Below are 25,320 nucleotides of genomic sequence, written 5' to 3'. Positions count from 1 at the left end.
ATTTTCTTTTTGGGTAAAATATTTATAGGTTTACAAAGCTAAAAATCTAAATCTTAAGTACATAGTTTATTATCTTATTTTGTTACATAATTTGATGTTGATTATTTTAAGATTTAGTAATTTGAACTTTCATTAACTTGGCAAAGCAAAGGCAATATGAACTTTGGATGCTTGGTTAAAAAAGAAAGATAAGCCTTTAAAATAAAAGCAATGAATTTAAATTTTATGTTTAAGTTCATAATTAAAGTTAATGGAGGAAGTTAAATGGAATTAATAACTAGAGACGACATTAGAAATATAGCTATTATAGCTCACGTTGACCATGGTAAGACAACATTAGTTGATGCCATGTTTAAAGAAAGTCACGTATTTAGATCAAATGAAAAAATGGATGAAAGAGTAATGGACTCTAACGATTTAGAAAAGGAAAGAGGAATCACTATTCTTTCTAAGAATACTGCTGTAATGTACAATGGGATAAAAATCAATATAGTTGATACACCAGGGCATGCTGACTTTGGTGGAGAAGTTGAACGTGTACTTAAAATGGTTGACTCAGTTTTACTTGTTGTTGATTCTTATGAAGGACCAATGCCTCAAACTAAGTTCGTTTTAAAGAAAGCTTTAGAATTAAAATTAAAGCCAATCGTTGTTATAAATAAAATAGATAAACCAAATGCAAGACCAGAAGAAGTTATTGATGAAGTATTTGACTTATTCTTAGAATTAGGTGCGGATGATGAACAATTAGACTTCCCAATAATCTATGCTTCAGCTAGAGAAGGATTTGCTAGATTTAATGTTGAAGATACAAATGATGGAATGGAACCATTATTTAAAACAATAATAGATCATGTTGAACCACCAAAGGGATACATTGATGGACCATTACAAATGCTTGTTACTACTTTAGATAGTAATGCTTTCGTTGGAAAAATAGCTATCGGTAAAGTACATAGAGGAACTGTTAAAAAGAACCAAAACGTTACTTTAGTAAGACAAGATGGGACAAAATCTAATTACAAAATAACAGCTGTATTTGGATACAATGGATTAAAGAGAGAAGAAGTTGAAGAAGCAGGACTTGGAGATATAATAGCAGTAAGTGGTATTATGGATGCTAACATTGGTGAAACAATTGCAGATGCTTCAAATCCAGAAGCTTTACCATTCATTGAAATTGATGAACCAACACTTAACATGAACTTCATGGTAAATGATTCACCATTTGCAGGTAAAGAAGGAGAATTTGTTACATCTAGACATTTAAGAGATAGATTAATGAAAGAATTAGAAACTAACGTAAGTTTAAGAGTTAGAGAAATAACTCCAGATTGCTTCGAAGTATCAGGAAGAGGAGAACTTCACTTATCAGTTCTTATAGAAACAATGAGAAGAGAAGGATTTGAATTACAAGTTTCTAAACCATCTGTTATATTCAAAGAAGAAAATGGTAAGAAGTTAGAACCAATGGAATACTTAACAATAGACGTTCCAGAAGAATTCATGGGTGCTGTTATGGAAAAAATGGGACCAAGAAAAGCTGAAATGGTTAATATGACATCTGCTGTTAATGGATATACAAGATTAGAGTTTGTTATCCCTGCTAGAGGGCTTATCGGATTCAGAAATGAATTCATGACAGATACAAAGGGTAATGGTATCATGAACCACGTATTTGAAGGATATGCACCATACAAGGGTGAAATCGAAGCTAGAAGCAGGGGATCAATAGTTTCATTTGAACAAGGTGAAGCAATTGCTTATGGATTATTCAATGCTCAAGAAAGAGGTAGATTATTCATAACTCCAGGTACACCAGTATACCAAGGAATGGTAGTAGGAGAATGTGCTAGAGCTGAAGATTTAGATATCAACGTTTGTAAAGGTAAGAAGTTAACAAATACAAGAGCTTCAGGTTCTGATGATGCTGTTAAATTAGTACCAGTTACAACATTAACTTTAGAGCAATCAATTGAATTCATAGGAAATGATGAATTAGTTGAAGTTACTCCAGAAAGCATAAGAATCAGAAAGAGATACTTAGATGCTGCTGAAAGAAAGAGAATGATAAGCAGAAGCAAAAAATAATTATGTAAATTGTTTATAATTTCATAGAAAAGTATTATAATAGTGAATAGCTAAGTTTTTAGCTATTCACTTTTAAATACAGGGGGTATTTATGAAGAAAAAGGTTAAAAATACCGGCAAAGTAAAAAGAAGAAGAAAACAGAGAAAAAGAAATTCAAACATAATTATTGGTTTTATATTGATTATTATTTTATTTTTAGGAATTTTCAAATTTACATCTACAATAAATAAACCACTTAAAATTTCTAATGAAGAAGTAGTTTTAGTTGAAGATGGAGATAGCTTTTATAATATTCTCTCTAAGTTGAAAAATGAAAATAAAATAAAAAGTCCGTTAATTATAAAATTATATGCAAAATTAACTGGACTAAATTTAGAAGTTGTTCCAGGAAGTCATACTTTAGAAAAGGAAATGTCAGTAAAAGAAATAGCAGAAACTTTAAGGGATGCAAATAATAAGAATGCAATAACTGTTACTATTCCAGAAGGTTTCAATATTGAAGACATTGCAGCTAGACTACAAGAACAAGAAGTATGTACTTCAGATGAATTCATAAATGCAGTAAAAAGTTATCCCTTACCATCATATGTAAAGGATAATCCAGAGAAAAGATATAATTTAGAGGGATTTTTATTTCCAGATACATATAGCTTTGAACTTGGTGTTGAACCACAATACATAATTGAAACAATGATAAAGAGATTTGAAGAAGTATTTAAAGAAATTACTGCTAGTGATACTATTACTGAAGCTGATGTTGAAAAAGTAGTTAATGTTGCATCTATTATAGAAAAAGAAGCAAGAGTGGATGAAGATAGACCATTAATTGCATCAGTTATTTATAATAGATTAAGACAAAGTATGCCACTTCAAATTGATGCAACTGTAATTTATGCACATGGATATTATATTGAAAGTGTTAGAAATAGGCATTTAGCAATTGAATCAAAATATAATACATATTTATACAAAGGTTTACCAGTAGGTGCAATATGTAATCCAGGTTTAGAATCAATTAAAGCAGCATTAAATCCTGCAAGTACAGATTATTTATTTTATCTGTTAGCATCTGATGATGAACATTATTTTACAAATAATTATGATGATTTCTTAAAGAAAAAAGAAGAATTAGGATATTAACATATACGGAGGTTTAGTATGAGTGGAGTTACCTACGACTATATGGAGGAATATATTAGAGGATTGATTCCTGAAAGTGAAGGGAAATTAAAAGAGTTAGAAGACTTCGCTAAGGAAAATGGAGTGCCTATAGCTCAAAAAGAAACTATAAAGTTCTTAGAGTTCATGGTAAGTATGAAAAAGCCACTTAGAATTTTAGAGCTTGGTACTGCTATTGGATATTCTGCAATTATAATGTATGAAGCAGCAGGATGTAATCCTCATATAACTACCATAGAGAGAAGCGAAGAAATGATAAAATATGCAAAAGAAAATATAAAAACATATGGGTTAGAAAATAATATTACCATAGAGGCGGGAGATTGTCTTGAAGTGTTAGAAAAGTTAGAAGAACCTTATGATTTAATTTTCATGGATGCAGGAAAAGGTCATTATAATCACTTTTTACCGCATTGTTTAAGATTATTAAAAGAGGATGGAATAATAATCGCTGATAATGTCTTATTTAGAGGTATGGTTGCAAGTGATGATTTAGTTAAAAGAAGAAAAATTACAATAGTTAAGAGAATGAGAACTTACTTAGATTTAGTATCACAAGATAAGGACTTAATTACTTCTGTAATTCCAATGGGAGATGGAATTGCTATAACTAGAAGGAGGTAAATCAATGAGAAAACCTGAACTACTAGCACCAGCTGGTAATTTAGAAAAGCTAAAAATAGCTATAGATTTTGGAGCAGACGCAGTATATATTGGTGGAGGCAAATTAAATCTTAGAGCATTTTCAAATAATTTTTCAAATGAAGAAATGATTGAAGGTATTAAATATTGTCACGATAGAGGTAAGAAAATTTATGTAACATTAAATGTTTTTGCTAGAAATCATGATTTGCCTTCAGCAGGAGAATATATAAAAGGTCTTTATGATATAGGTGTAGATGCAGTTATAGTTGCAGATCCATCATTAATTGCTATATGTAAAGAAGTAGCGCCAGAATTAGAAATACATTTAAGTACACAAGCAAATACTGTTAACTGGATGGCAACTAAGTTCTGGTATGATTTAGGAGTTAAAAGAATAGTATTAGCTAGAGAATTAACTTTTAAAGAAATAAATGAAGTAACTGAAAATATTCCAAAGGGATGCGATATTGAAGCATTTATTCATGGTTCAATGTGTGTTGCTTATTCTGGAAGATGTCTAATATCAAATTATATGATTAAAAGAGATGCTAACAAAGGAATATGTGGTAATGTATGCAGATATAAATATCATCTAGTTGAAGAAACTAGACCAGGTGAATATTATCCTGTAATAGAAGACGATAATGGAACATATATAATGAACTCAAAAGACTTATGTATGATTCATTATATTCCTGAACTTGTTAAGAGTGGCATTTATTCTTTCAAGATAGAAGGAAGAATGAAGAGTGAGTTCTATGTTGCATCTGTAGTAAAAGCATATAGAGAAGCATTAGACAGCTACTGGGAAAATCCAAGCAACTACCAGTTTAAAGATGAATGGATGGATATGCTTAGAAAAGTAAGCCATAGACCATATCATACAGGATTCTATTTAGGTATTAATGGTGAACAAAACTATGATGATGCTGGTTATGTTAGAGATTACGAAATAGTTGGTATGGTTAAATCATATGATCCAGAAACAAAGACAGCAACAGTTCTTCAAAAGAATAGAGTATTCGAAGGTGAAGAAGTCGAAGTTTTAAGACCGGAAGTTCCATACTTTAAAATTAAATTAGAAGATATGTATGATTTAGATAAAGATAAGAAGACTGATGTTGCTAATAGAGCGCACATGATGTTTACTGTAAAGGTTGATGTTCCTTTAAAGGTAAATGATATGCTAGTAAAAGCAAATAATGTTATTAACATAAACAACAACTAAGGAGGAAATGCAGTAATGTCTAAACCAATATTAATAGGAATTACTGGTGGAACAGGTTCTGGTAAAAGTACAATTGCTGATGCGTTATATTCTAATTTTTCAAATGATTGTATTGCAATGATACAACAAGATATGTATTATAAGGATCAAAGCCATTTATCAATGGAAGAAAGAGTTAAAACAAATTACGATCATCCTATGGCTTTTGATAATGATTTATTAGTAGAGCATTTAAAAACTTTAATAAATGGAGAGTCTATAGAAAAACCAAGTTACGACTTTACTGTACATAATAGAGCAAAAGAAACTACAACAGTAGAATCAAGAGATATAATTTTGGTTGAAGGTATATTGATTCTTGAAGATCCAAGAATAAGAGAACTTTTAGATATTAAAGTTTATGTTGATACAGATGCTGATATTAGAATTCTAAGAAGACTTGTAAGAGATATTAATGAAAGAGGAAGAACTGTTGAATCAGTTGTAGATCAATATCTTAATATTGTAAGACCAATGCACTTACAATTCACTGAGCCTTCAAAAAAATATGCAGATATAATTATACCTGAAGGTGGACATAATTATGTTGCTATAGATTTATTAATGGCAAAAATAAGAGATATATTGAAGTAATTTGAATAAAACACCTCTTCTTAGGCTAGAATTTAGCTAAGGAGGTGTTTTTTTTGTATGGTTTTAAAATTAATAATAAAAAATCACTTGCAGTGGGAATAGTATTTTTTAGCATTTTTATTGCTTTAACTATAAGGTTATTTTTCCTAATGATAAAGCCAACTAGTACAGTTCAAGGGCAATTGGAAAACCATCAAGTTGAATATACTAGTGATAAGAATTATAAGATTTTTGATACTAATGGGGAAAGTTTAATAAACTATAAAAATAAATATGTAATGGTTCTTGATACAAAGCCTTTTAAATTAAACAACTATGAAGAAACATTACAAGATTTATTAGCTTTAAATTTTATTATGAAATCTGAAGATGAATCTTTTAACTTTTCTGATATTATGCAACAAAGTGGAAAGCTTTATTATAATATCACAAAAGAAACTTATGATAAGATAAATAAACTTAATGATATAAAGGGGATATATACTTATGTTTATGATGAGTTAGATTTAAAAGAAAGCTGGAGAGTTGAGAATATCATAGCATCAATTGATAAAGATAAAGTTGAAGAGGAATCATTTGAAAGTGAAATTACTAGTATAATACAAGATAATAATAGACCAACTACTGGATTTTATTTAGATGATAAATCTATTTATAGAACTAATGAAACAAATTCAGGTATAAATAATAAAAATATACGACTTACAATCGATGAGTCAATATCAGATAAGATTAGAGATGTTTTAAAAGAAGATTCATTTAGTAATTTAGATAACGTTGGTGTTGTTTTGCTAGAGGCAAACACAGGTAAAATAAGAGCAATGGTTCAAAAAGATGAATCAGAAGCTAATGTAAACTTAGGAATAGGTCAATTAGGATTTGAACCAGGATCTATATTTAAAATTTTAACAGAGGCTATTTCATTAAATGAAGGGTTAGTAAATATAACTAATACATTTACTTGTAATGGTGATATTTGTAAAAGTGCTCATGGAACTTTAACTGTAAATGAAGCATTTGAAGTATCTTGTAATGATATATTTGCAAAATTAGGTCAATTAATAGGATATGAAAACATGTTAAAGTATACAACGAATTTAGGATTGTACAATAAAGTTTTAGGTTTAGCAGGTGAAAATAGAGAAGAGGCAGTAGGGGTAATACCAAAGCTAACTGATGGAGTAAGTAATTTTGCTATTGGGCAATGTGTAACTGTAACTCCACTTCAAATTGCTGGTGCTATTAATTCTATAATTAATGATGGTGTTTATATTAAGCCATCACTTATCGAGGCAATTGTAGATGATGATAATAATATTATTGAAAATATTCAAAATGAAGAAAATAGAATATTTACATCAACAACATCGAAGTTAGTTAAGAATAGCATGAGTGATGTTATAACAAATGGTACTGGTATTGCAGCTAAGGTAGATGGTATAACTCAAGGTGGTAAAACTGGTACAGCAACAGGAGAAGGTGGAGCAACAACTCATGGTTGGTTTGCTGGTTATTTTGAACTAAATGATAAATTATATACTATGGTAATAGTTGCTCCAAATATAGATGGTGTAGATGAGAATGGAACAGAACTTGCTGGTGGAAATACAGCAGCACCTATATATAGGGAAATAATAAAGTCATTAATAAGTGAGTAAAATGTATGAAAAAAATTAATTTATAATCTTCAAGCAATATTTTAAGAAAATATCATATTATATAATAAGCACTACTAGGAGGAAGCTTAGTGATATTTTTTAGTAATATTCTGGAGTTATTCTGTACTAATGTTTTTCTTACAGGATATATATCAGGTAATAACACGTTTCCACAGCCTTTAGATGAAAAAGAAGAAGAGAAGTATTTGGAACTATTAAAAGCTGGTGATAAGAAGGCTAAAGGAGTATTGATAGAGAGAAACCTTAGGTTGGTTGCACATATTGTGAAAAAGTATCAAATACCGAATAAAGATATAGATGAGCTTATATCAATCGGTACAGTGGGGTTAATTAAAGCAATTGATTCATTTGATGCATCAAAGGGAACAAGATTAGCTACATATGCATCTAGATGCATTGAAAATGAAATTTTAATGCTCTTCAGAAGTAGTAAAAAGCAAAAAGGAGAAACATTTTTACATGATCCTATAGGGGTAGATAAAGAAGGTAATGAAATAAGTTTAATCGATGTATTAAGTAGTGATAAAGATTCTGTAGTTGATAAAGTTGAAACTAATATACAAATAAGAGCTCTTTATTCAAAGATTAATACATCATTAAGTGAAAGAGAAGGAGAAATTATAAGGATGAGATATGGCTTGGTAGATGGTAAATGTAAAACTCAAAGAGAAATAGCAAGCCTACTTGGTATATCACGATCCTATGTTTCTCGTATAGAAAAGAAAGCGTTAAAGAAATTGAGAAAAGAACTTAGTGCTAAATGACAAAAAAAGAATTAAGCTTACAAAATTAGTTGTGATTATTGTATTATTTTACTAAAATGTAATTAATGATAAAAAAATAAGATACGATCAGATATAAAATCAGGGAGAAAATAATATGTATATACTACAGGAACTTTTAAGTAAAACGATACAAATGAAAGCATCGGATTTACACTTAACTGTTGGTCTACCACCAACTATAAGATGTAATGGTAAACTTATTCATTTAGGGCAAGATAGATTATCACCAAATGATGTTGAAGAGTTTTCAAAAGAAATATTAAAAGAAAAGTATGATGAGTATTTAAGTATCGGAGAATTTGATACGTCTTATTCAGCACAAGGAATCGGAAGATTTAGGGTGAATGTTTTCAAACAGAGAAATAGTGATGCTATAGCAATAAGAGTTATTGCACTTAAAATACCAACATTAGATCAATTAAAGCATCCAGCAGTACTTAAAGATATTGTAACTAAAAAAAGAGGGCTTGTTTTAGTTACAGGACCTACTGGCAGTGGTAAAAGTACAACGTTAGCAGCTATGATTAATGAAATAAATAATACAAGACAAGCACATATAATAACCTTAGAAGACCCTATAGAATACTTACACAAGCATAATATGTGTATAGTTAATCAAAGAGAAATTGGTAAGGATAGTAAAAGTTACCGAAGTGCGTTAAAAGCTATATTAAGAGAAGATCCAGATGTAATTTTGGTTGGAGAAATGAGAGATTTAGAAACTATATCCATTGCTATTACAGCAGCTGAAACAGGACATTTAGTTTTTTCTACATTACACACAATTGGAGCGGCAAAAACTATAGATAGAATAATAGATGTATTTCCACCTCATCAACAACAACAAGTTAAGATACAGTTATCATCGGTATTACAAGCTGTTGTATCTCAACAACTATTACCTAATATTGATAGCAATGGACGTGTTGCTGCTTTAGAGATAATGGTGAGTACTCCAGGAATACAAAATTTAATTAGAGAAGGTAAAACACATCAAATTGAATCAGCAGTACAAACAGGAAGTAAATATGGTATGAAAACTATGGATATGGCTATATCTGAATTATATAAAAAAGGTGTTATATCAATGGAAACAGCAATGACGTATGCAGTGGATAGGGAAACTTTAAAAAGATTAATGATTTTATAAGAAATATCAAGGGCGTAAGAAATTACGTCCTTTTATTATAACTAAAATTTAAAGTTTAAATATATCAAATTAAAGCTATTTATAGGATAAAATCTAATATGTGGATTTCATAAATAAAGTTAAATTACAATTTTGTAAATAAAAGCTCATTATAAGAGTAAATCTGAATGATAAGTTTTCGATAAAAATAAAAAAATGTTAAAAGTTAGAGGGATTTTTAAAGTTTTGTTGAATATATAATTTGATGGATTAAAATATATTATTTTAAAATTAGCAATTATTATTATTATATAAAGATATAGAAATAAATTATAGTACATTATAGATAAAAGTAACATTTTTTGATCATTTTTTTTATGAAATATAAAAAAATCATTACAATTTTCTTCAATAGTTAGCATTTTACTATTGTTAACATATATGTAATGATGTAAAATTAGAGTACGGAATAATTTATGTTTAATACTATAATTAAGCTAATTAAGAAGAACTAATAAAGTAATATTATGAAAGTATTTTAATTACTAATAGAGAGTTTTAAGGAGGAGTTATTTTGTTAGATTTCGAGTTAGATATGCAGGAATTAACTAATATAAAAGTAATTGGATGCGGTGGTGGCGGTGGTAACGCCGTTAATAGAATGATAATTGAGGGGTTAAGAAATGTTGAGTTTATAGTTGTTAATACTGATAAACAAGCATTATTGCTTTCACAAGCTACTACAAAGATCCAAATAGGTGAAAAACTTACAAAAGGTCTTGGAGCTGGGGCGAATCCTGAAATTGGAAAAAAGGCTGCGGAAGAAAGTAGAGAAGAAATAGCAGAAGCAATAAAAGGTGCTAACATGGTATTTATTACTGCAGGTATGGGTGGAGGAACTGGTACAGGTGCCGCTCCAGTAGTTGCAGAAATTGCAAAATCTATGAATATTTTAACAGTTGGTGTTGTTACTAAACCTTTCCCATTTGAAGGAAAGAGAAGAATGAGACATGCTGAAATGGGATTAGAAAACTTAAAGCAACATGTTGATACATTAGTTATAATACCTAATGAAAAACTTCTTGCTATGGCAGATAAGAAGACAACATTATTGGATTCATTTAAATTAGCAGATGGAGTATTAAGACAAGGGGTACAAGCTATTTCTGACCTTATTACTATACCAGGCGTAGTTAATGCTGACTTTGCTGATATTGAAACAGTAATGAAGGATAAAGGATTAGCACATATGGGTGTTGGTTATGGTAAAGGTGATAATAAAGCACAAGATGCTGTTAGACAAGCAATCTCTTCTCCTTTATTAGAAACTTCAATAGATGGAGCTACTGGAGTTATAATAAACTTTACTGGTGGAGTAGATTTAGGAGCGATTGAAGTTTATGAAGCTGCTGAAATAGTAAGAGAAGCAGCTGATATAGATGCTAATATCATATTTGGTGCAGTTATTGATGAAACTTTAAATGATGAAATCAGATTAACTGTTATTGCAACAGGATTTGAAGAAGATAATGGTAAAGTTATAGCTTCAGCACCTGAAGCAAAAATTGAACCAAAACCTGTAACAGAAAGTATTAAAAGGGAAGAAGAACCTGTTAAGGCAACTCATAATGATCCATTATTAGATTTAGACAGAGAAAGCGTTAATATACCAAGTTTCCTAAGATCAAGAAAGTAAAAATTAATAATTATAATATAAAATAAATAGAAATTGTAATAATTACAATTTCTATTTATTTTTTTGTTTTTAATTATGATTTTAATTATATTATCAAAGTGATTAAAAATGAAATAAAAGATTTATTATAACAAATAAGAATATTTAGGCATAATATGTAAAAAAACTTTGTTTAAAAAATAAATTTTACTCCGTTAAAATGACAAAAAAAATTTAGAGATAAAGCTATAATTTATATATTGAGGTGATGAACATATGGAAGTGTATATTGATATTTATATATTTGAAAATATAGTAATCAATTTGTTCTTACTATTACTTACTTTCAAATTATTAAGGTTTAGCTTTAATAAACGGAATATATGTATTGCAGCGGCTTTAGGAGGCTTATACGGGTTAGTTATTTTTTGTAATGTAAATTTATTAAATTCCATAGCATTTAAATTATTGATACCTGCAATTATGATATATATTTCTTTGGAAAGTAAAAAAATTAAATATGTATTAAAATCAATCCTGGTCTTTTTTATGTTAGCTTTTATGCTAGGAGGAATATGTTTTGGTGCTTTACAAATGCAAAACACATATATGATCGGACAGGCATTTGTACTTGAAAACAATTCAATAAAATATATAGTGCTAGCTGTAGCAATTGTATTTATTTTTATAAATAGAATTGTGGATTTACTTAAAGATAGAGCCTTAGTTAAAAATTTTTTATATGATATATATATTACAGAGGGAACAAGAACAGTACTAGTAAAAGGGTTTTTAGATACAGGAAATGAATTAAGAGAGCCAGTGACAAATTTACCATGCGTTATTGTTGAGAATAACTACTTCAATCAATTTGATATTCCAGATGATAAAAAATTTGTTATTAAATATGATACTATAAACGAAGTTGGAGAAGTTAAAGGATTTAAAGGAAATATAATGATAAAAAATGAAGATAGCAATAGCTGGACAAGAGTTGATGCAATAGTATGTGGATGTGAAAGGAAATTGAGTAAAGAAGATGAGTTCCAGGCTTTGTTATCAAGGGGTATAGTATAAGGAGGATATATGGGAAAGTTAATTTTACTATTAAATAAATTTTTATCTAAATTTAATATTTTTAGAAAAAGAGTAGATTATATAGGTGGAAATGATGCACTTCCACCACCATTAAAAAAAGATGAAGAAGAAAAGTTAGTTGGGAACTTAGCAAGTGGGGGCGAAGAAGTAAGAAATATTCTTATAGAAAGAAATTTAAGACTTGTAGTTTATATTGCTAGAAAATTTGAAAATACAGGAGTTGGAGTAGAAGATTTAATTTCTGTTGGAACAATAGGCCTTATAAAGGCTGTTAATACATTTAATCCTGAAAAGAAAATTAAATTAGCAACCTATGCATCAAGATGTATTGAGAATGAGATTTTAATGTATTTAAGAAGAAATACAAAAGTTAAGGCTGAAGTATCGTTTTATGAGCCATTAAATATAGATTGGGATGGAAATGAATTGTTATTATCTGATATTTTAGGTACTGAAAATGATACAGTATATAACTTAATTGAAGATGAAGTTGACAAGCAATTATTATTTTTAGCATTAAAAAATTTAAATGACAGAGAAAAAGAAATTGTAAGATTAAGGTTTGGACTTTCTGGTAATACAGAGAAGACTCAAAAAGAAGTAGCAGATATGCTTGGTATATCACAATCATATATTTCAAGATTGGAAAAGAAAATAATAAATAGATTAAAGAAAGAAATAAATAAAATGATTTAAGGTTGTCTTTAGTATAAAACAATCCTCTAACGGAAATAATTTTAAATGCAGTATGTTATTACTTCTGAAGGAGTGATTGACTTTGATTATCAACAAAGTTGAGATTTGTGGGGTGAATACTTCCAAATTACCAGTACTAAAGGAAAAGGAAAAAAGAGAACTCCTATTAAAGATGAGAAGCGGAGATACACAAGCAAGAGAAACTTTCATTAAGGGGAATTTAAGATTAGTTTTAAGTGTTATTCAAAGATTTAATAATAGAGGAGAAAATGTAGATGATTTATTTCAAGTTGGGTGTATTGGTTTAATGAAATCAATAGACAATTTTGATTTATCTCAAAATGTAAAATTTTCTACATATGCTGTACCTATGATAATAGGAGAGATCAGAAGGTATTTAAGAGATAATAACTCTATTAGGGTAAGTAGATCTTTAAGGGATGTAGCTTATAAGGCTTTATTAGTAAGAGATAAATTGATAAAGGATAATAATAAGGAACCAACAGTATCCCAAATAGCAAAAGAATTAAATATACCTAGAGAAGAAGTTGTTTTTGCTTTAGATGCAATTCAAGATCCAGTTTCCTTGTTTGAACCAATATATCACGATGGAGGAGATGCTATTTATGTAATGGATCAAATTAGTGACTCTAAGAATAGTGATGATAGCTGGTTAGAAAACATTTCAATTAAAGAAGCTATGAAAAAATTAAATGACAGGGAAAAATTAATTTTAACATTAAGATTTTTTAATGGGAGAACACAAATGGAAGTTGCAGATGAGATTGGAATTTCACAAGCGCAAGTTTCAAGGTTAGAAAAAACAGCATTAAAGCATATGAGAAAGTATGTATAGGACTCTTTGAGTCCTATTTTTTTGTTAAAAAGGTGATATAATCTAAAATTATAAGGAGTGGACAAGTATTAGTATTTTATATATTTCTTAAAGCATAAAATATAAATAATTTAATAAAATGAAAGGTCACATCATATATATAAATATGGTAAAGAAAATACATATTTAAGTTGGAGGAGATAATTATGGAGAGTGACTTAATTTTATATTCTGTAAATGCTATAAGAAGTATGGAGGTAGTTGATATATCAACAGGAAGTAAGCTTGGATATATAAGGGATTTTAAGGTTGATTTAGATACAAATAAAATAGTATCAATATTTTTACCTTCTAATAGTAATAAAGGGTGGTTTTCTAAAGAAGATGATATAGAGATACCATGGGAGAAAATAGTTAAAGTAGGGGTTGACGTAATAATTGTCGATGCGACAGGTATAGAAATTAATCAAGATGAAAATAAAATATAGTATTAAGTACAAAAAGATTGTATAATACAAATATAACTATAAGGGAAAGGCGTGATTTGTTTGAAGTGTCCTTTTTGTTTTTATGATGAAAGTAAGGTTGTAGATTCTAGATCCACTGATGATAATACAACAATAAGAAGAAGAAGGGAATGCAGTAGTTGTGGTAGAAGATACACTACTTATGAAAAAATTGAAGATATTCCGATTTTAGTTGTTAAGAGAGATTCTACAAGGGAAAACTTTAATAGAGAAAAAATTGTAAATGGGCTTATTATTGCATGTCAAAAGAGACCTATATCTAGAAAGCAAATCGAAGAATTGGCAGAAGATATTGAAAAAAATATTTCAAATAATATGTTAACTGAAGTTGAATCAAGTGTTATTGGTGAAATGGTAATGGATAGATTGAAAAATCTTGATGAGGTTTCATATGTAAGATTTGCATCTGTATATAGAGAATTTAAGGATATAACTACATTTATTGATGAGATAAATGTATTAAGAACAAATAATAAATAAAATGGGCTACCTATGGGTAGTCTTTTTTATAGATATAATAAATTAATGACTATAATTAAAGAAATATTTTAATTTAGGTAAGGCTTATATATAAAATAAATTACTGAGTGTTTTTTCAAAGTTAAAATCGTGTTAAAAGTTGTTTAGATTAATTGGTAAATGAATATCTAAAATGTTAAAATACAGATATAGAAATATAGGGGTGGATTATGAATTATTTAAATGTTAATGATTTTAAAGCTTTTAAGGATTTTTGGATTTTAGAAGGTGAAAATATTAATGTAGTATTTTCTAATGCAGAAATGAATAGAAGCTTTAATAGACACACAGAAGATGGAATGAATAACCTTTTATCATTAAAAGAAGACTTTAAAGTTAATGAAGTTAAGTATATTAGACAAATACATAGTGACAAGGTTTTTGTTTATAAGGGTAAAGACGAAGAATTTATTGAAAATGAAGGAGATGGAATAGTAACAAATGAAAAGTCTGTTATAGTTGGTGCATTTACAGCTGATTGTGTACCTGTAATATTACTGGATGAGGTTAATTGTGTAGTTGGAGCTGTTCATAGTGGTTGGAAGGGGACCTTTAATGATATAAGCAAAAAAGCTGTAGAAAAGATGATTAATGAATATGGCTCGAATGTTAAGAATATAAAGGCTTATATTGGACCGCATATTAGACAATGCTGCTATGAGATATCGGAAGAGTTAAAAGAAAAATTTATTGAAAAATTTAATACGATTCCGGCAGAAAAACTTTTTAATGGAAGAAATTTAAGTATGGAACTTTGTATAGAACATGATTTAAAGAATATTGGGTTAAAAAGTGAAAATATTTATTCATTAAAGCTTTGTACACATTGTGAAAAGAAAAGTAAATTATTTTCCTATAGAGCTAGTAATGGTACTTATGGAAGATTATTTTCATTTATTTATATTAAATAAAATTTTGGGGTGATAGAAAATGGCAAATGAAAAAATATTAGTGGTAGATGATGAAGAACATATTTTAGAACTTATAAGCTTTAATTTAACGAATAATGGATATAAAATAATTAAAGCTAATAATGGAATTGATGCAGTAAAACTTGCAATTGAAGAAAAGCCAAAATTAATTTTATTAGATTTAATGATTCCTGGTAAAGATGGATATGATGTTTGCAGGGAAGTTAGAGGTAATAGTGAAATAAGAAACACTCCAATAATAATGCTTACTGCTAAAAGTGAGGAACTTGATAAAATACTAGGATTAGAATTAGGTGCAGATGATTATATTACTAAACCATTTTCTGTTAGAGAATTACTTGCAAGAGTAAAGGCTGTATTAAGAAGATTTTCTGTGGTTGAACCAGAAAGTAGTGTATTGGTATTTGGAAATTTAAAAGCTGATTTTGAAAAAAGAGAAATACATGTCAAAGATAAAAAGTTAGATTTAACTCTTAAAGAGTTTGAGCTTCTTGAAATTTTAATTAGGAATAAAGGAAAAATATTAACCAGAGATACTTTGCTAGATAAGATATGGGGATATGAATACATAGGAGAAACACGAACAGTAGATGTTCATATAAGATATTTAAGAAAGAAAGTTGAAGAGGATGATAAAAATCCTAAGCTTATTGAAACTATAAGAGGAGTAGGATATAGATTTAATCCTAATTGTTAAAGTATGAAAAAAAGAATTATAACATCAGTAATTATTACTGTAATATTTGCTTTAATAATAGTAACTAGTTCTTTTATAGCATTAGTTAATATTAGTACGATAAATGATGCAAAAGAAACTTTAGCATTGTATAATTCGCTTTTAGCAAAGGAAGAAACTATTAATGAGATAGATTTATCTTTATATAAATTTAAAGGTAATGTAGTTCGTTTTACTCTTGTAAATAAAGATGGGGATGTAATTTTTGATAATGAAGTTAGTGGTCTAGAAAATCATAATAATAGGCAGGAAATTATTGATGCTTTTAAAAATGGGACTGGCAGTAGCGTAAGGTATAGTGCAAGTTTAGGAACTAATTTAGTTTATTATGCAACTAAAATTGATGATAATACTGTTCTAAGAAGTTCGGTGCCAATAACTGCAATTAAGGTATTTGCATCAGGAGCTTTAAAATATTATATTGCAATAGTAATTGCTGTATTTATACTATCTTTAATATTTGCAATAAAGCTTGTAAGAATAATAGTGTATCCTATTAAGGAGCTTGAAAAAGTTACGACTAAAATAGCAAATGGTAATTTAAATAAAAGAGCAATTATTTATAATTATGATGAAATTGGATTTTTAGCACAAACTTTTAATAATATGGCGGATCAGCTTGAAATAAAGATAAAAGATTCATTAGATAAGCAAAATAAACTTGAAGCTATTTTAGAAAGTATGGAAAGTGGAGTTATTGCTATTGATAATAATGAAAAAATAATTTTAATTAATCCATATTCAAAAATGTTATTTGCTTTAAAAGAAGATATTATAGGAAAGAGTTTATCAGATTGTATTATAGATTATGATTTAATAAACTTTATTAGAGAAATGCCTGAAATAGCTGCAAGAGAAATTAAATTATTCCATCCAGTAGAAAGGGAATTAAGAGTTAAGAAAGCACCTATTATTAGTGGTTCAAAAAATACCATAGGTGTTGTAATATCTGTGCTAGATATTACTGATATTAAAAGATTAGAAAATATGAGAAGTGAATTTGTAGCAAATGTTTCACATGAATTAAAAACGCCATTAACTTCAATAAAAGGATTTTCAGAAACATTAAGATATGTAGAAAATAATGAAACTAAAAATAAGTTTTTAGATATTATCGATAAAGAATCAGAAAGATTAACTAATTTAATAAATGATATTTTGGTGCTTTCTAATATTGAAAATCTTCACAAAATGGATAGTGAATGTTTTAAACCAGGAGAAGTGGTTGAAAATGTGCTAGAAATAGTAAAAAATCAAGCTTTAAAGAAAAATATAGTTATTGAATATAAAGATGAATTTGAGGATACGATTGTAGGAAGTAAAGATAAATTTCATCAATTAGGTCTTAATTTAATTGAAAATGCAATTAAATATTCTAATGATGGAGCAATTGTTAAAATTAATTTAACTTTAGATGGTAAATACTTTATATTTAAAGTTAGTGATAATGGTATAGGAATTCCTAAAAATGATATTCCGAGAATATTTGAAAGATTTTATAGGGTAGATAAATCAAGATCTACTAGGGGAACCGGATTAGGTTTAGCTATAGTTAAGCATATTGTAAGGTTGTTTAATGGAGATATAAGTGTGGAATCAGAGCTTGGAGTAGGAAGTACGTTTACTGTTAAAATTAAAAAATAATTATTATAAATGCTAATAAAAGTGTAAATAAAGATAATGTGGTGAAATGTTTTTATGTTTCCTGCTTATCTTTATTTTTTTTATTATTATTACAGAATAAGACAAGAATATACCTATTTAACATTCTCTTAACATTTCTCTAACTCTATTTAACATTTTAGTAATATTAGTTTAACTTTAGAGGAATAATATTATTTGTGTAAGGTATATGAATAAAAAATTCATTTATGAAAGTGGAGGAATAAAAATGAGAAGTAAAAAATTGAAATTAATGGTAGGGGCATTATTAGTTACTATGGTTGGAGCAACATTTGTAGGATGTGGATCTAATGAATCAGCAGAAGGAGATACAACTGGTTCAGGAGCGGTAACTATTTCAATTTCAGGTTCAACTTCAGTAGGTCCATTAATGGAAAAAGTCCAAGAAATTTATGAAGAAGAAAATAGTAATGTTACATTAGAAATACAACAAAATGGTTCAGGAGCAGGAATAAAAGATGTTATTGGAGGAGTTTCAGAAATAGGAATGTCTTCAAGAGAATTAAAAGATGAAGAAAAGAGTTCAGTAGAAGCAACTACTGTTGCATATGATGGAATTGCCTTATTAGTAAATCCCAAAAATACTGTTAAAAACATAACTTTAGAAGATGTTAAAAAAATATATACAGGTGAAATTACAAACTGGAAAGACTTAGGTGGATCAGATGCACCAATCGTAGTTGTTTCAAGAGAAGAAGGTTCAGGAACTAGAGATGCATTCCAAGAAATTGTTGGATATAAATCAGAAGAGTTAACTAAAGATGCATCAATTTCAGATGGTAGCGGAGCTGTTAAAACTACAGTAGCTGGAAATGTAAATGCAATTGGATTTGCTTCTTTCGAATATATTGATGATACAGTTTCAGCTTTAAATGTTAATGATGTTGAACCAACAGCTGAAAATGTAAAAGCTGGAGACTATAAGATTTCTAGACCTTTCTTATTAGTAACTTCAAAAGATAATTTAACAGAAGAAGGACAAAAGTTAGTTGACTTCGTATTAAGCTCAGAAGGACAACAAATAGTAGCGGATAACAAATTAATAACTATAGAATAACAAAATAAATATTGTGAAAATGCCTCTATGGAGGAGGCATTTTTACTATAAAAATCAATATTAGTGTGTTATTACCATTAGGAGGACTAAAATGGTAGAGGAAAATAAAAAAAATAAAAGTAAATACATCGTAGATAAAGCTACGAGAACAATATTTTTAATATGTGCGCTTATAGCAGTTATAAGTTTAGTTTTAATAATAGGATTTGTATTTTATAAAGGATTGAGACCATTTTTTGTAGAAGGAAAATCATTTACCCAATTTATTTTTGGTACTGAATGGTATCCTACATCAGAAAATCAAAAGTATGGTATATTACCAATGATAATTGCATCTATTTATGGTACGATAGGAGCTTTAATAATAGGGGTACCAATAGGATTGTTAACAGCAATATTTATTGCAGAAGTTGCACCAAAGGGTGTATCAAAATTTATTATTCCAGCAGTTGAGCTTTTAGCTGGAATTCCATCTGTATTATACGGATTATTTGGTTTGGCAGTAATTGTTCCATGGATACAGAATACCTTTAATTTACCACAAGGACAAAGCTTATTAGCAGTAATTATAGTTTTAGCAATTATGATGCTTCCAACAATAATTTCAGTTTCTACTACTGCAATAAAAGCTGTTCCTAAAAGTTATAAAGAAGGATCTCTTGCACTTGGAGCTTCACATATAGAAACAACGTTTAAGGTTGTTGTACCTGCAGCAAAGTCAGGTATACTTGCAGCCATAGTTTTAGGCTGTGGTAGAGCAATTGGAGAAACAATGGCTATTATATTGGTTGGCGGAAATTCAGTTCAAATACCTACATCTATTTTTGATAAGGTTAGACCTCTTACAAGTAATATAGCTTTAGAAATGGGATATGCAACTCAATCACACCAAGAGTTATTATTTGCTACAGGTGTTGTATTATTTGCATTCATCTTAATATTAAATTTAGTTATTTCTAAACTTTCTAATAAGGAAGGTAAGTAAAAATGAGAAAATTTAAAGAAAATATCTTAAAGATATTATTATATTTATCAGCATTAATAACTGTTGGAATTTTAGTATTTATAATAGGATTTATATTTTTAAAAGGATATAAACTTATAAACTTTAATTATTTATTTGGTGAATATAAACCATCAGGTGGTGGTGGAATTAAGCCATTTATAATTTCAACTTTATATACTATTGGATTATCATTAGTTATTGCTACACCAATAGGTGTATTAGCAGCAGTTTATTTGCAAGAATATGCTAAGCAAGGAAGATTAGTTAGAATAATTAGATATTCAACTGAATCTCTTGCAGGTATACCATCAATCGTATATGGATTATTTGGTGCAGCATTTTTTGTAACAACATTAAAATTTGGATATTCACTTATAGCAGGATCTTTGACTCTTGCAATAATAATTTTACCAGTAATTATTCGTACAACAGAAGAAGCTTTAAAGGTAGTTCCACCATCATATAGAGAAGCTTCACTTGGGCTTGGGGCAACAAGATTCCAAACTTTATACAAAGTTATACTTCCAAGTGCAATTCCAGGAATACTTTCAGGAGTAATACTATCAATGGGGCGTGTGATTGGAGAATCAGCAGCACTTTTCTTAACCGCAGGTACAGTTTATAAGGTGCCTACTAGTATAATGGCAAGTGGTAGAACTTTAACAGTTCATGCATTCCTTGAGACTAAGGAGAAGGGTGATATTGCCTCAGCAGCTGCAGCTGGAATAGTTTTAATTGTAATGATTTTAGTATTAAATATTTTAGCAAAGTTTGTGAGCAAGAAATTTAATAAAGCAAATTACTAATGTTTAATTTTGAGTATAGTGAAATAATTAATAGTTTTTATTATGATAAGCAATTATTTTAATGAAAGAAAATCATAAGATTTTGAGGTGTAAATATGTCAAATATAATTAAGCCTGAGATTCAGGTTAAAAATTTAGAACTGTTTTATGGTGATAATAAAGCATTAAAAAACATAAATTTAGATATAGAATCAAAAAAGGTTACGGCATTAATAGGTCCTTCAGGATGTGGTAAATCAACATTCTTAAGAACTTTAAATAGAATGAATGACTTAATTGAAGGTGTAAAGATTAATGGTCAAATATTAATAGATGGAAAAGATATATATAAAGATTATGATGAAATAGATTTAAGAAAAAAAGTTGGAATGGTATTCCAAAAGCCTAATCCATTCCCTATGTCAATTTATGACAACATAGCTTATGGACCAAGAATTCATGGAATTAAAGATAAAAAGAAATTAGATGAAATAGTAGAAACAAGTTTAAGAGGTGCAGCTCTTTTTGATGAAGTTAAAGATAGATTAAAAAAATCTGCGTTAGGTCTTTCAGGTGGTCAACAACAAAGATTATGTATTGCTAGAACTATAGCAGTTTCACCAGAAATAATATTAATGGATGAGCCTACATCTGCATTAGATCCTATTTCAACTAACAAAATGGAAGAACTTATGGATCAATTAAAGAAGCAATATACTGTAGTAATTGTCACTCATAATATGCAACAAGCAGGAAGAATTGCTGATAAAACTGCATTTTTCTTATCAGGTGAAGTAATTGAATATGGTAAGACGGAGGATATATTCTACAGACCAAAGGATAAGAGAACAGAGGATTATATCACAGGAAGATTCGGCTAAAATTTAGAAATGGATAAATTTAAGTATTGCTAGGTGTAAATTAAAGTTTTAATATAAAAATCATTTGAATAGAATTAAGTAAGTAGGGAGTGAGATGATGACAAGAAATCTTTTAGATAAAAGAATGAAACTTCTAAAATCTGAGCTTGCTGAAATGGGAAGTTTAGTAGAAAAGCAAATATATAATAGTATAGAAGCTTTTAAAAACAAGGATATGGCCCTTGCAAAGCAAGTAATGGATAATGATGATAAGGTTGATGAATTAAATAGAAAAATTGAAGAGCAATGCTTAAAGTTCATGGCTATGGAATCTCCTGTAGCAACTGATTTAAGAAAGATATTTACTACTTCAAAGATAGTTACGGATTTAGAAAGAATGGCTGATTATGCAGTTGATATTTGTAAAATTGCTCAAAGAGTAGAACTTGATGTATTAGGTGAAGAATGTGAACCAATCTGGCAAATGGTAGATATTTTGAGAAAAATGATAAAAAAATCAATAGAAGCATTTGTTGCAAGTGATGTAGAAGCTGCTTATGAAATTTGCAAAATGGATGATGAAGTTGATATTTTATATCGTGGATTATTTAATGATATGTTAAAGAAGATGGCAAAAGATGAAGCAATGATAAATAAGGGAGCACAAATATTATTTGCATCTAAATACCTAGAAAGAGTTGGGGACCATGTTACAAATATTTGTGAATGGATAATTTTTTCTTCAAAAGGTGATTATGTAGATTTAAATGAGTAATAATAAAGAATATGGGGGAAACCTATATTCTTTTTTTGTTAGTTGACAAAAATAAAAATATTAGGTTAATATAACATAGAGATGGTAGGTAATTATAGGAGTGACATTATGAAAAATGTAATAACAAGTGTAATGCCTGATAGTATTGCTGAAGAAGTAGGCATTGAAGAAAATGATATTTTATTATCAGTAAATGGAGAAAAGATAGTTGATATTATAGACTACAGGTTTTTAACTAACGATGAAGAAATAGTTTTAGAAATACAAAAGCCAAATGGAGAGGTCTGGGATTACGAAATAGAAAAAGACTATGGAGAAGAATTGGGCCTAGAATTTGGTGGAGGTATTATGGATAAAGCAAAAAGATGCAGTAATAAATGTATGTTTTGCTTTATAGACCAAAATCCTAAAGGGATGAGAGAAAGTTTATATTTTAAGGATGATGATTCGCGTCTTTCTTTCCTTCAAGGTAACTTTGTTACTTTAACTAATATGAAAGAAGAAGATATAGATAGAATTATTAAATACAGAATAAGTCCTATAAATATTTCGGTGCATACAACAAATCCAGAGTTAAGAGTAAAAATGCTTAGCAATAGATTTGCAGGTGCAGTTTATGATAGAATGAAAAGACTAGCTGAAGCTGGAATAGAAATGCATTGTCAAATAGTTCTTATACCTGAAGTAAATAATGGTGAGGAGCTTAAGAGGACAATTACTGAGTTATATGAATTATATCCTTCAGTTGCCAATATTGCAGTAGTGCCTATTGGAGTTACAAAATATAGAGAAGGATTAGTTAAAGTAAAAACATTTAATGAAGAAACTGCAAGAAAAGAATTAGAAATGATTATGGAATTCCAAAAAAGATTTATGGAAGAGATAAATGATCCATTTGTAAGATTTTCTGATGAGTTTTATTTAGTATCAGGTATAGATGTACCTGATGAAGATTTTTATAATGGATATGAGCAAATAGAAGATGGAATTGGAATGATTAGATGTTTTAGAGAATCCATAAACTATACAGCTCAAGATTTGAATAAAAATATAAAAGGAACCTTTTCAGTACCAACAGGTAAACTTGCTTATGAAGAAGTAAAAAGTGGAATGGAAAAGTTAATGAACGCTAACCCTAATATTAAAATAGATACATATGAAATTATTAATAATTTCTTTGGTGAAACAATAACTGTTGCAGGGCTTCTTACTGGAACTGATATTATTGGACAATTAAAAGGAAAAATTAATAGTGAGTACTTAATCATGTCAAACAATATGTTTAGAAAAGGATATGAATTAGGTCCAGCTGAATATATCATGCTAGATGATACAAGAATAGAAGATATAGAAAGAGAGTTAGGGGTTAAAGTTCTTGTATGTGATCATACAGGAGAAGATATAGTAAGCATAATAAATGATGCGTGTCAGGAGGAAATAAAATAATGGCAAAACCAATAGTTGCTATAGTTGGAAGACCTAATGTAGGGAAATCTACATTATTCAATAAATTAGCAGGAAAAAGAATTTCAATAGTTCAAGATACACCAGGTGTAACAAGAGATAGAGTATATGCAGAGGCTGAGTGGCTAAATCATACTTTCACAATGATTGACACTGGTGGTATAGAACCAGAAAACCAAGATATAATAGTTAAGCAAATGAGAAGACAAGCAAACATTGCTATAGAAACTGCTGACGTAATAATGTTTGTAGTTGATGGTAAAGAAGGAATGACGGCTGCTGATAATGAAGTTGCTACAATGCTTAGAAAATCTAAAAAACCAGTAGTTTTAGTTGTTAATAAAATTGACAACTTAAAAGATGAAGAAAATGCTTGGGAATTCTACAATTTAGGAATTGGAGATCCAGTAGCTGTATCTGCAGGACAAGGAAAGGGTCTTGGAGATATGCTTGATATGGTAGTTGCTCATTTTGATTCAATTGCTGGAAAAGATGAAGAAGATGATGACATAAAAATTGCTATGATAGGTAAACCTAATGTAGGAAAATCATCTTTAATAAATAGATTATTAGGTGAAGACAGATTAATAGTATCTGACATAGCAGGTACTACAAGAGATGCTATCGATAGTAAAATTGAATGTGAATTTGGTAAATTTACATTAATTGATACTGCTGGTCTTAGAAGAAAGAGTAAAGTTAAAGAAGAAATCGAAAGATATTCTGTAATTAGAACTCTTGCTGCTGTTGAAAGAGCTGATGTATGTATTTTAATGATAGATGCTACTGAAGGTGTTACTGAGCAAGATGAAAAAATAGTAGGCTTTGCACATGAATTAAATAAGGCTATAATGGTTATAGTAAACAAATGGGATCTTATTGAAAAAGATGATAAGACAATGGAAAATTATAAAAAAGACTTACAAAGTAAGCTTAAGTTTATAAAATATGCTAAATTCTTATTTATATCAGCATTAACTGGTCAAAGAGCACATAAAGTTTTAGAAGTTGCTAGACAATGCTATGATAATTACGATAAGAGAGTTGGTACTGGTGTATTAAATGATGTTATAAATAAAGCAATATTAATGAAAGAACCACCAGTAGTTGCATTAAAGAGATTAAAAATATACTATGCAACTCAAGTAGCTACAAAACCACCAAAGTTTGTATTCTTTGTTAATGATTCTAGCTGCAGACATTTCTCTTACGAAAGATATTTAGAAAATCAATTAAGAGATAATTTTGATTTCAGCGGTACTGGAATACAAATAGAATATAGGGAGAGAAAGGATAAGTAAT

At 28.8% G+C, this 25,320-nt stretch carries 24 protein-coding genes; all 24 read left to right on the top strand.

Annotated features, from left to right (window positions below; all coding sequences use genetic code 11):
- Positions 1-264 precede the first annotated feature (264 nt).
- The gene (gene typA, locus I4V63_RS02505; protein ID WP_195999725.1) at positions 265-2,091 is read left to right on the top strand and encodes a translational GTPase TypA; all 1,827 of its coding nucleotides are present in this window, start codon (positions 265-267) and stop codon (positions 2,089-2,091) included.
- 91 nt (positions 2,092-2,182) lie between these two features.
- The gene (gene mltG / locus I4V63_RS02500; protein ID WP_195999724.1) at positions 2,183-3,232 is read left to right on the top strand and encodes an endolytic transglycosylase MltG; all 1,050 of its coding nucleotides are present in this window, start codon (positions 2,183-2,185) and stop codon (positions 3,230-3,232) included.
- Positions 3,233-3,250: 18 nt separating this feature from the next.
- Positions 3,251-3,895: an O-methyltransferase gene (locus I4V63_RS02495; RefSeq protein ID WP_195999723.1), complete on the top strand. Its 645-nt coding sequence runs from the start codon at positions 3,251-3,253 to the stop codon at positions 3,893-3,895.
- Between the two features lie 4 nt (positions 3,896-3,899).
- Positions 3,900-5,144 (top strand): U32 family peptidase, encoded by a 1,245-nt coding sequence (locus I4V63_RS02490; RefSeq protein WP_195999722.1) that lies wholly within the window; start codon positions 3,900-3,902, stop codon positions 5,142-5,144.
- 15 nt (positions 5,145-5,159) lie between these two features.
- Positions 5,160-5,777 (top strand): uridine kinase, encoded by a 618-nt coding sequence (gene udk / locus I4V63_RS02485; protein WP_195999721.1) that lies wholly within the window; start codon positions 5,160-5,162, stop codon positions 5,775-5,777.
- 44 nt (positions 5,778-5,821) lie between these two features.
- On the top strand, positions 5,822-7,435 hold the full coding sequence (locus I4V63_RS02480) for a penicillin-binding transpeptidase domain-containing protein (RefSeq protein WP_347707710.1): 1,614 nt from the start codon (positions 5,822-5,824) through the stop codon (positions 7,433-7,435).
- Positions 7,436-7,524: 89 nt separating this feature from the next.
- Complete coding sequence (sigK, locus tag I4V63_RS02475; protein ID WP_195999720.1) at positions 7,525-8,220, top strand: RNA polymerase sporulation sigma factor SigK; 696 nt, start codon at positions 7,525-7,527, stop codon at positions 8,218-8,220.
- A gap of 115 nt (positions 8,221-8,335) precedes the next feature.
- Positions 8,336-9,391, top strand: a complete 1,056-nt coding sequence (locus I4V63_RS02470) for a type IV pilus twitching motility protein PilT (RefSeq protein ID WP_195999719.1) — start codon at positions 8,336-8,338, stop codon at positions 9,389-9,391.
- Between the two features lie 553 nt (positions 9,392-9,944).
- Positions 9,945-11,066, top strand: a complete 1,122-nt coding sequence (ftsZ, locus tag I4V63_RS02465) for a cell division protein FtsZ (RefSeq protein ID WP_195999718.1) — start codon at positions 9,945-9,947, stop codon at positions 11,064-11,066.
- Between the two features lie 255 nt (positions 11,067-11,321).
- Positions 11,322-12,122: a sigma-E processing peptidase SpoIIGA gene (locus I4V63_RS02460; RefSeq protein ID WP_195999717.1), complete on the top strand. Its 801-nt coding sequence runs from the start codon at positions 11,322-11,324 to the stop codon at positions 12,120-12,122.
- 9 nt (positions 12,123-12,131) lie between these two features.
- The gene (sigE, locus tag I4V63_RS02455; protein ID WP_195999716.1) at positions 12,132-12,839 is read left to right on the top strand and encodes an RNA polymerase sporulation sigma factor SigE; all 708 of its coding nucleotides are present in this window, start codon (positions 12,132-12,134) and stop codon (positions 12,837-12,839) included.
- An 82-nt stretch (positions 12,840-12,921) separates the two neighbouring features.
- A complete protein-coding gene (gene sigG, locus I4V63_RS02450; RefSeq protein ID WP_195999715.1) occupies positions 12,922-13,695 on the top strand; it encodes an RNA polymerase sporulation sigma factor SigG in 774 nt (257 codons plus the stop codon).
- Positions 13,696-13,880: 185 nt separating this feature from the next.
- Positions 13,881-14,162, top strand: coding sequence for a YlmC/YmxH family sporulation protein (locus I4V63_RS02445; protein WP_195999714.1), 282 nt, complete (start codon positions 13,881-13,883; stop codon positions 14,160-14,162).
- 60 nt (positions 14,163-14,222) lie between these two features.
- Positions 14,223-14,681 (top strand): transcriptional regulator NrdR, encoded by a 459-nt coding sequence (nrdR, locus tag I4V63_RS02440; protein ID WP_195999713.1) that lies wholly within the window; start codon positions 14,223-14,225, stop codon positions 14,679-14,681.
- Between the two features lie 209 nt (positions 14,682-14,890).
- Entirely contained in the window at positions 14,891-15,631 is a 741-nt protein-coding gene (gene pgeF / locus I4V63_RS02435) for a peptidoglycan editing factor PgeF (RefSeq protein WP_195999712.1), read from the top strand.
- 19 nt (positions 15,632-15,650) lie between these two features.
- A complete protein-coding gene (locus I4V63_RS02430) occupies positions 15,651-16,349 on the top strand; it encodes a response regulator transcription factor (RefSeq protein ID WP_195999711.1) in 699 nt (232 codons plus the stop codon).
- Positions 16,350-16,352: 3 nt separating this feature from the next.
- Complete coding sequence (locus I4V63_RS02425) at positions 16,353-18,032, top strand: HAMP domain-containing sensor histidine kinase (RefSeq protein ID WP_195999710.1); 1,680 nt, start codon at positions 16,353-16,355, stop codon at positions 18,030-18,032.
- A 247-nt stretch (positions 18,033-18,279) separates the two neighbouring features.
- Complete coding sequence (locus I4V63_RS02420) at positions 18,280-19,128, top strand: phosphate ABC transporter substrate-binding protein (RefSeq protein ID WP_195999709.1); 849 nt, start codon at positions 18,280-18,282, stop codon at positions 19,126-19,128.
- Positions 19,129-19,219: 91 nt separating this feature from the next.
- Positions 19,220-20,113, top strand: coding sequence for a phosphate ABC transporter permease subunit PstC (gene pstC / locus I4V63_RS02415; RefSeq protein ID WP_195999708.1), 894 nt, complete (start codon positions 19,220-19,222; stop codon positions 20,111-20,113).
- Positions 20,114-20,115: 2 nt separating this feature from the next.
- Positions 20,116-20,940 carry a phosphate ABC transporter permease PstA gene (gene pstA / locus I4V63_RS02410; protein ID WP_195999707.1) on the top strand — a complete coding sequence of 275 codons (825 nt, stop codon included), beginning with the start codon at positions 20,116-20,118 and terminating at the stop codon, positions 20,938-20,940.
- 95 nt (positions 20,941-21,035) lie between these two features.
- Positions 21,036-21,800, top strand: a complete 765-nt coding sequence (gene pstB, locus I4V63_RS02405) for a phosphate ABC transporter ATP-binding protein PstB (RefSeq protein ID WP_195999706.1) — start codon at positions 21,036-21,038, stop codon at positions 21,798-21,800.
- 97 nt (positions 21,801-21,897) lie between these two features.
- Positions 21,898-22,554 carry a phosphate signaling complex protein PhoU gene (phoU, locus tag I4V63_RS02400; RefSeq protein WP_195999771.1) on the top strand — a complete coding sequence of 219 codons (657 nt, stop codon included), beginning with the start codon at positions 21,898-21,900 and terminating at the stop codon, positions 22,552-22,554.
- 108 nt (positions 22,555-22,662) lie between these two features.
- Positions 22,663-24,000 (top strand): DUF512 domain-containing protein, encoded by a 1,338-nt coding sequence (locus I4V63_RS02395; RefSeq protein ID WP_195999705.1) that lies wholly within the window; start codon positions 22,663-22,665, stop codon positions 23,998-24,000.
- Positions 24,000-25,319, top strand: coding sequence for a ribosome biogenesis GTPase Der (der, locus tag I4V63_RS02390; RefSeq protein WP_195999704.1), 1,320 nt, complete (start codon positions 24,000-24,002; stop codon positions 25,317-25,319). Before I4V63_RS02395 ends, der begins: the two co-directional genes overlap by 1 nt.
- The last annotated feature ends 1 nt before the right edge of the window (position 25,320 follow it).

The organism is Clostridium sp. 1001271B_151109_B4, assembly GCF_015670405.1.
In the GTDB taxonomy this organism is placed as follows: Bacteria; Bacillota; Clostridia; order Clostridiales; family Clostridiaceae; genus Clostridium.
The sequence above is the reverse complement of the archived record's forward strand: the minus strand, read 5'-3'. Positions and strand labels throughout refer to the sequence as shown.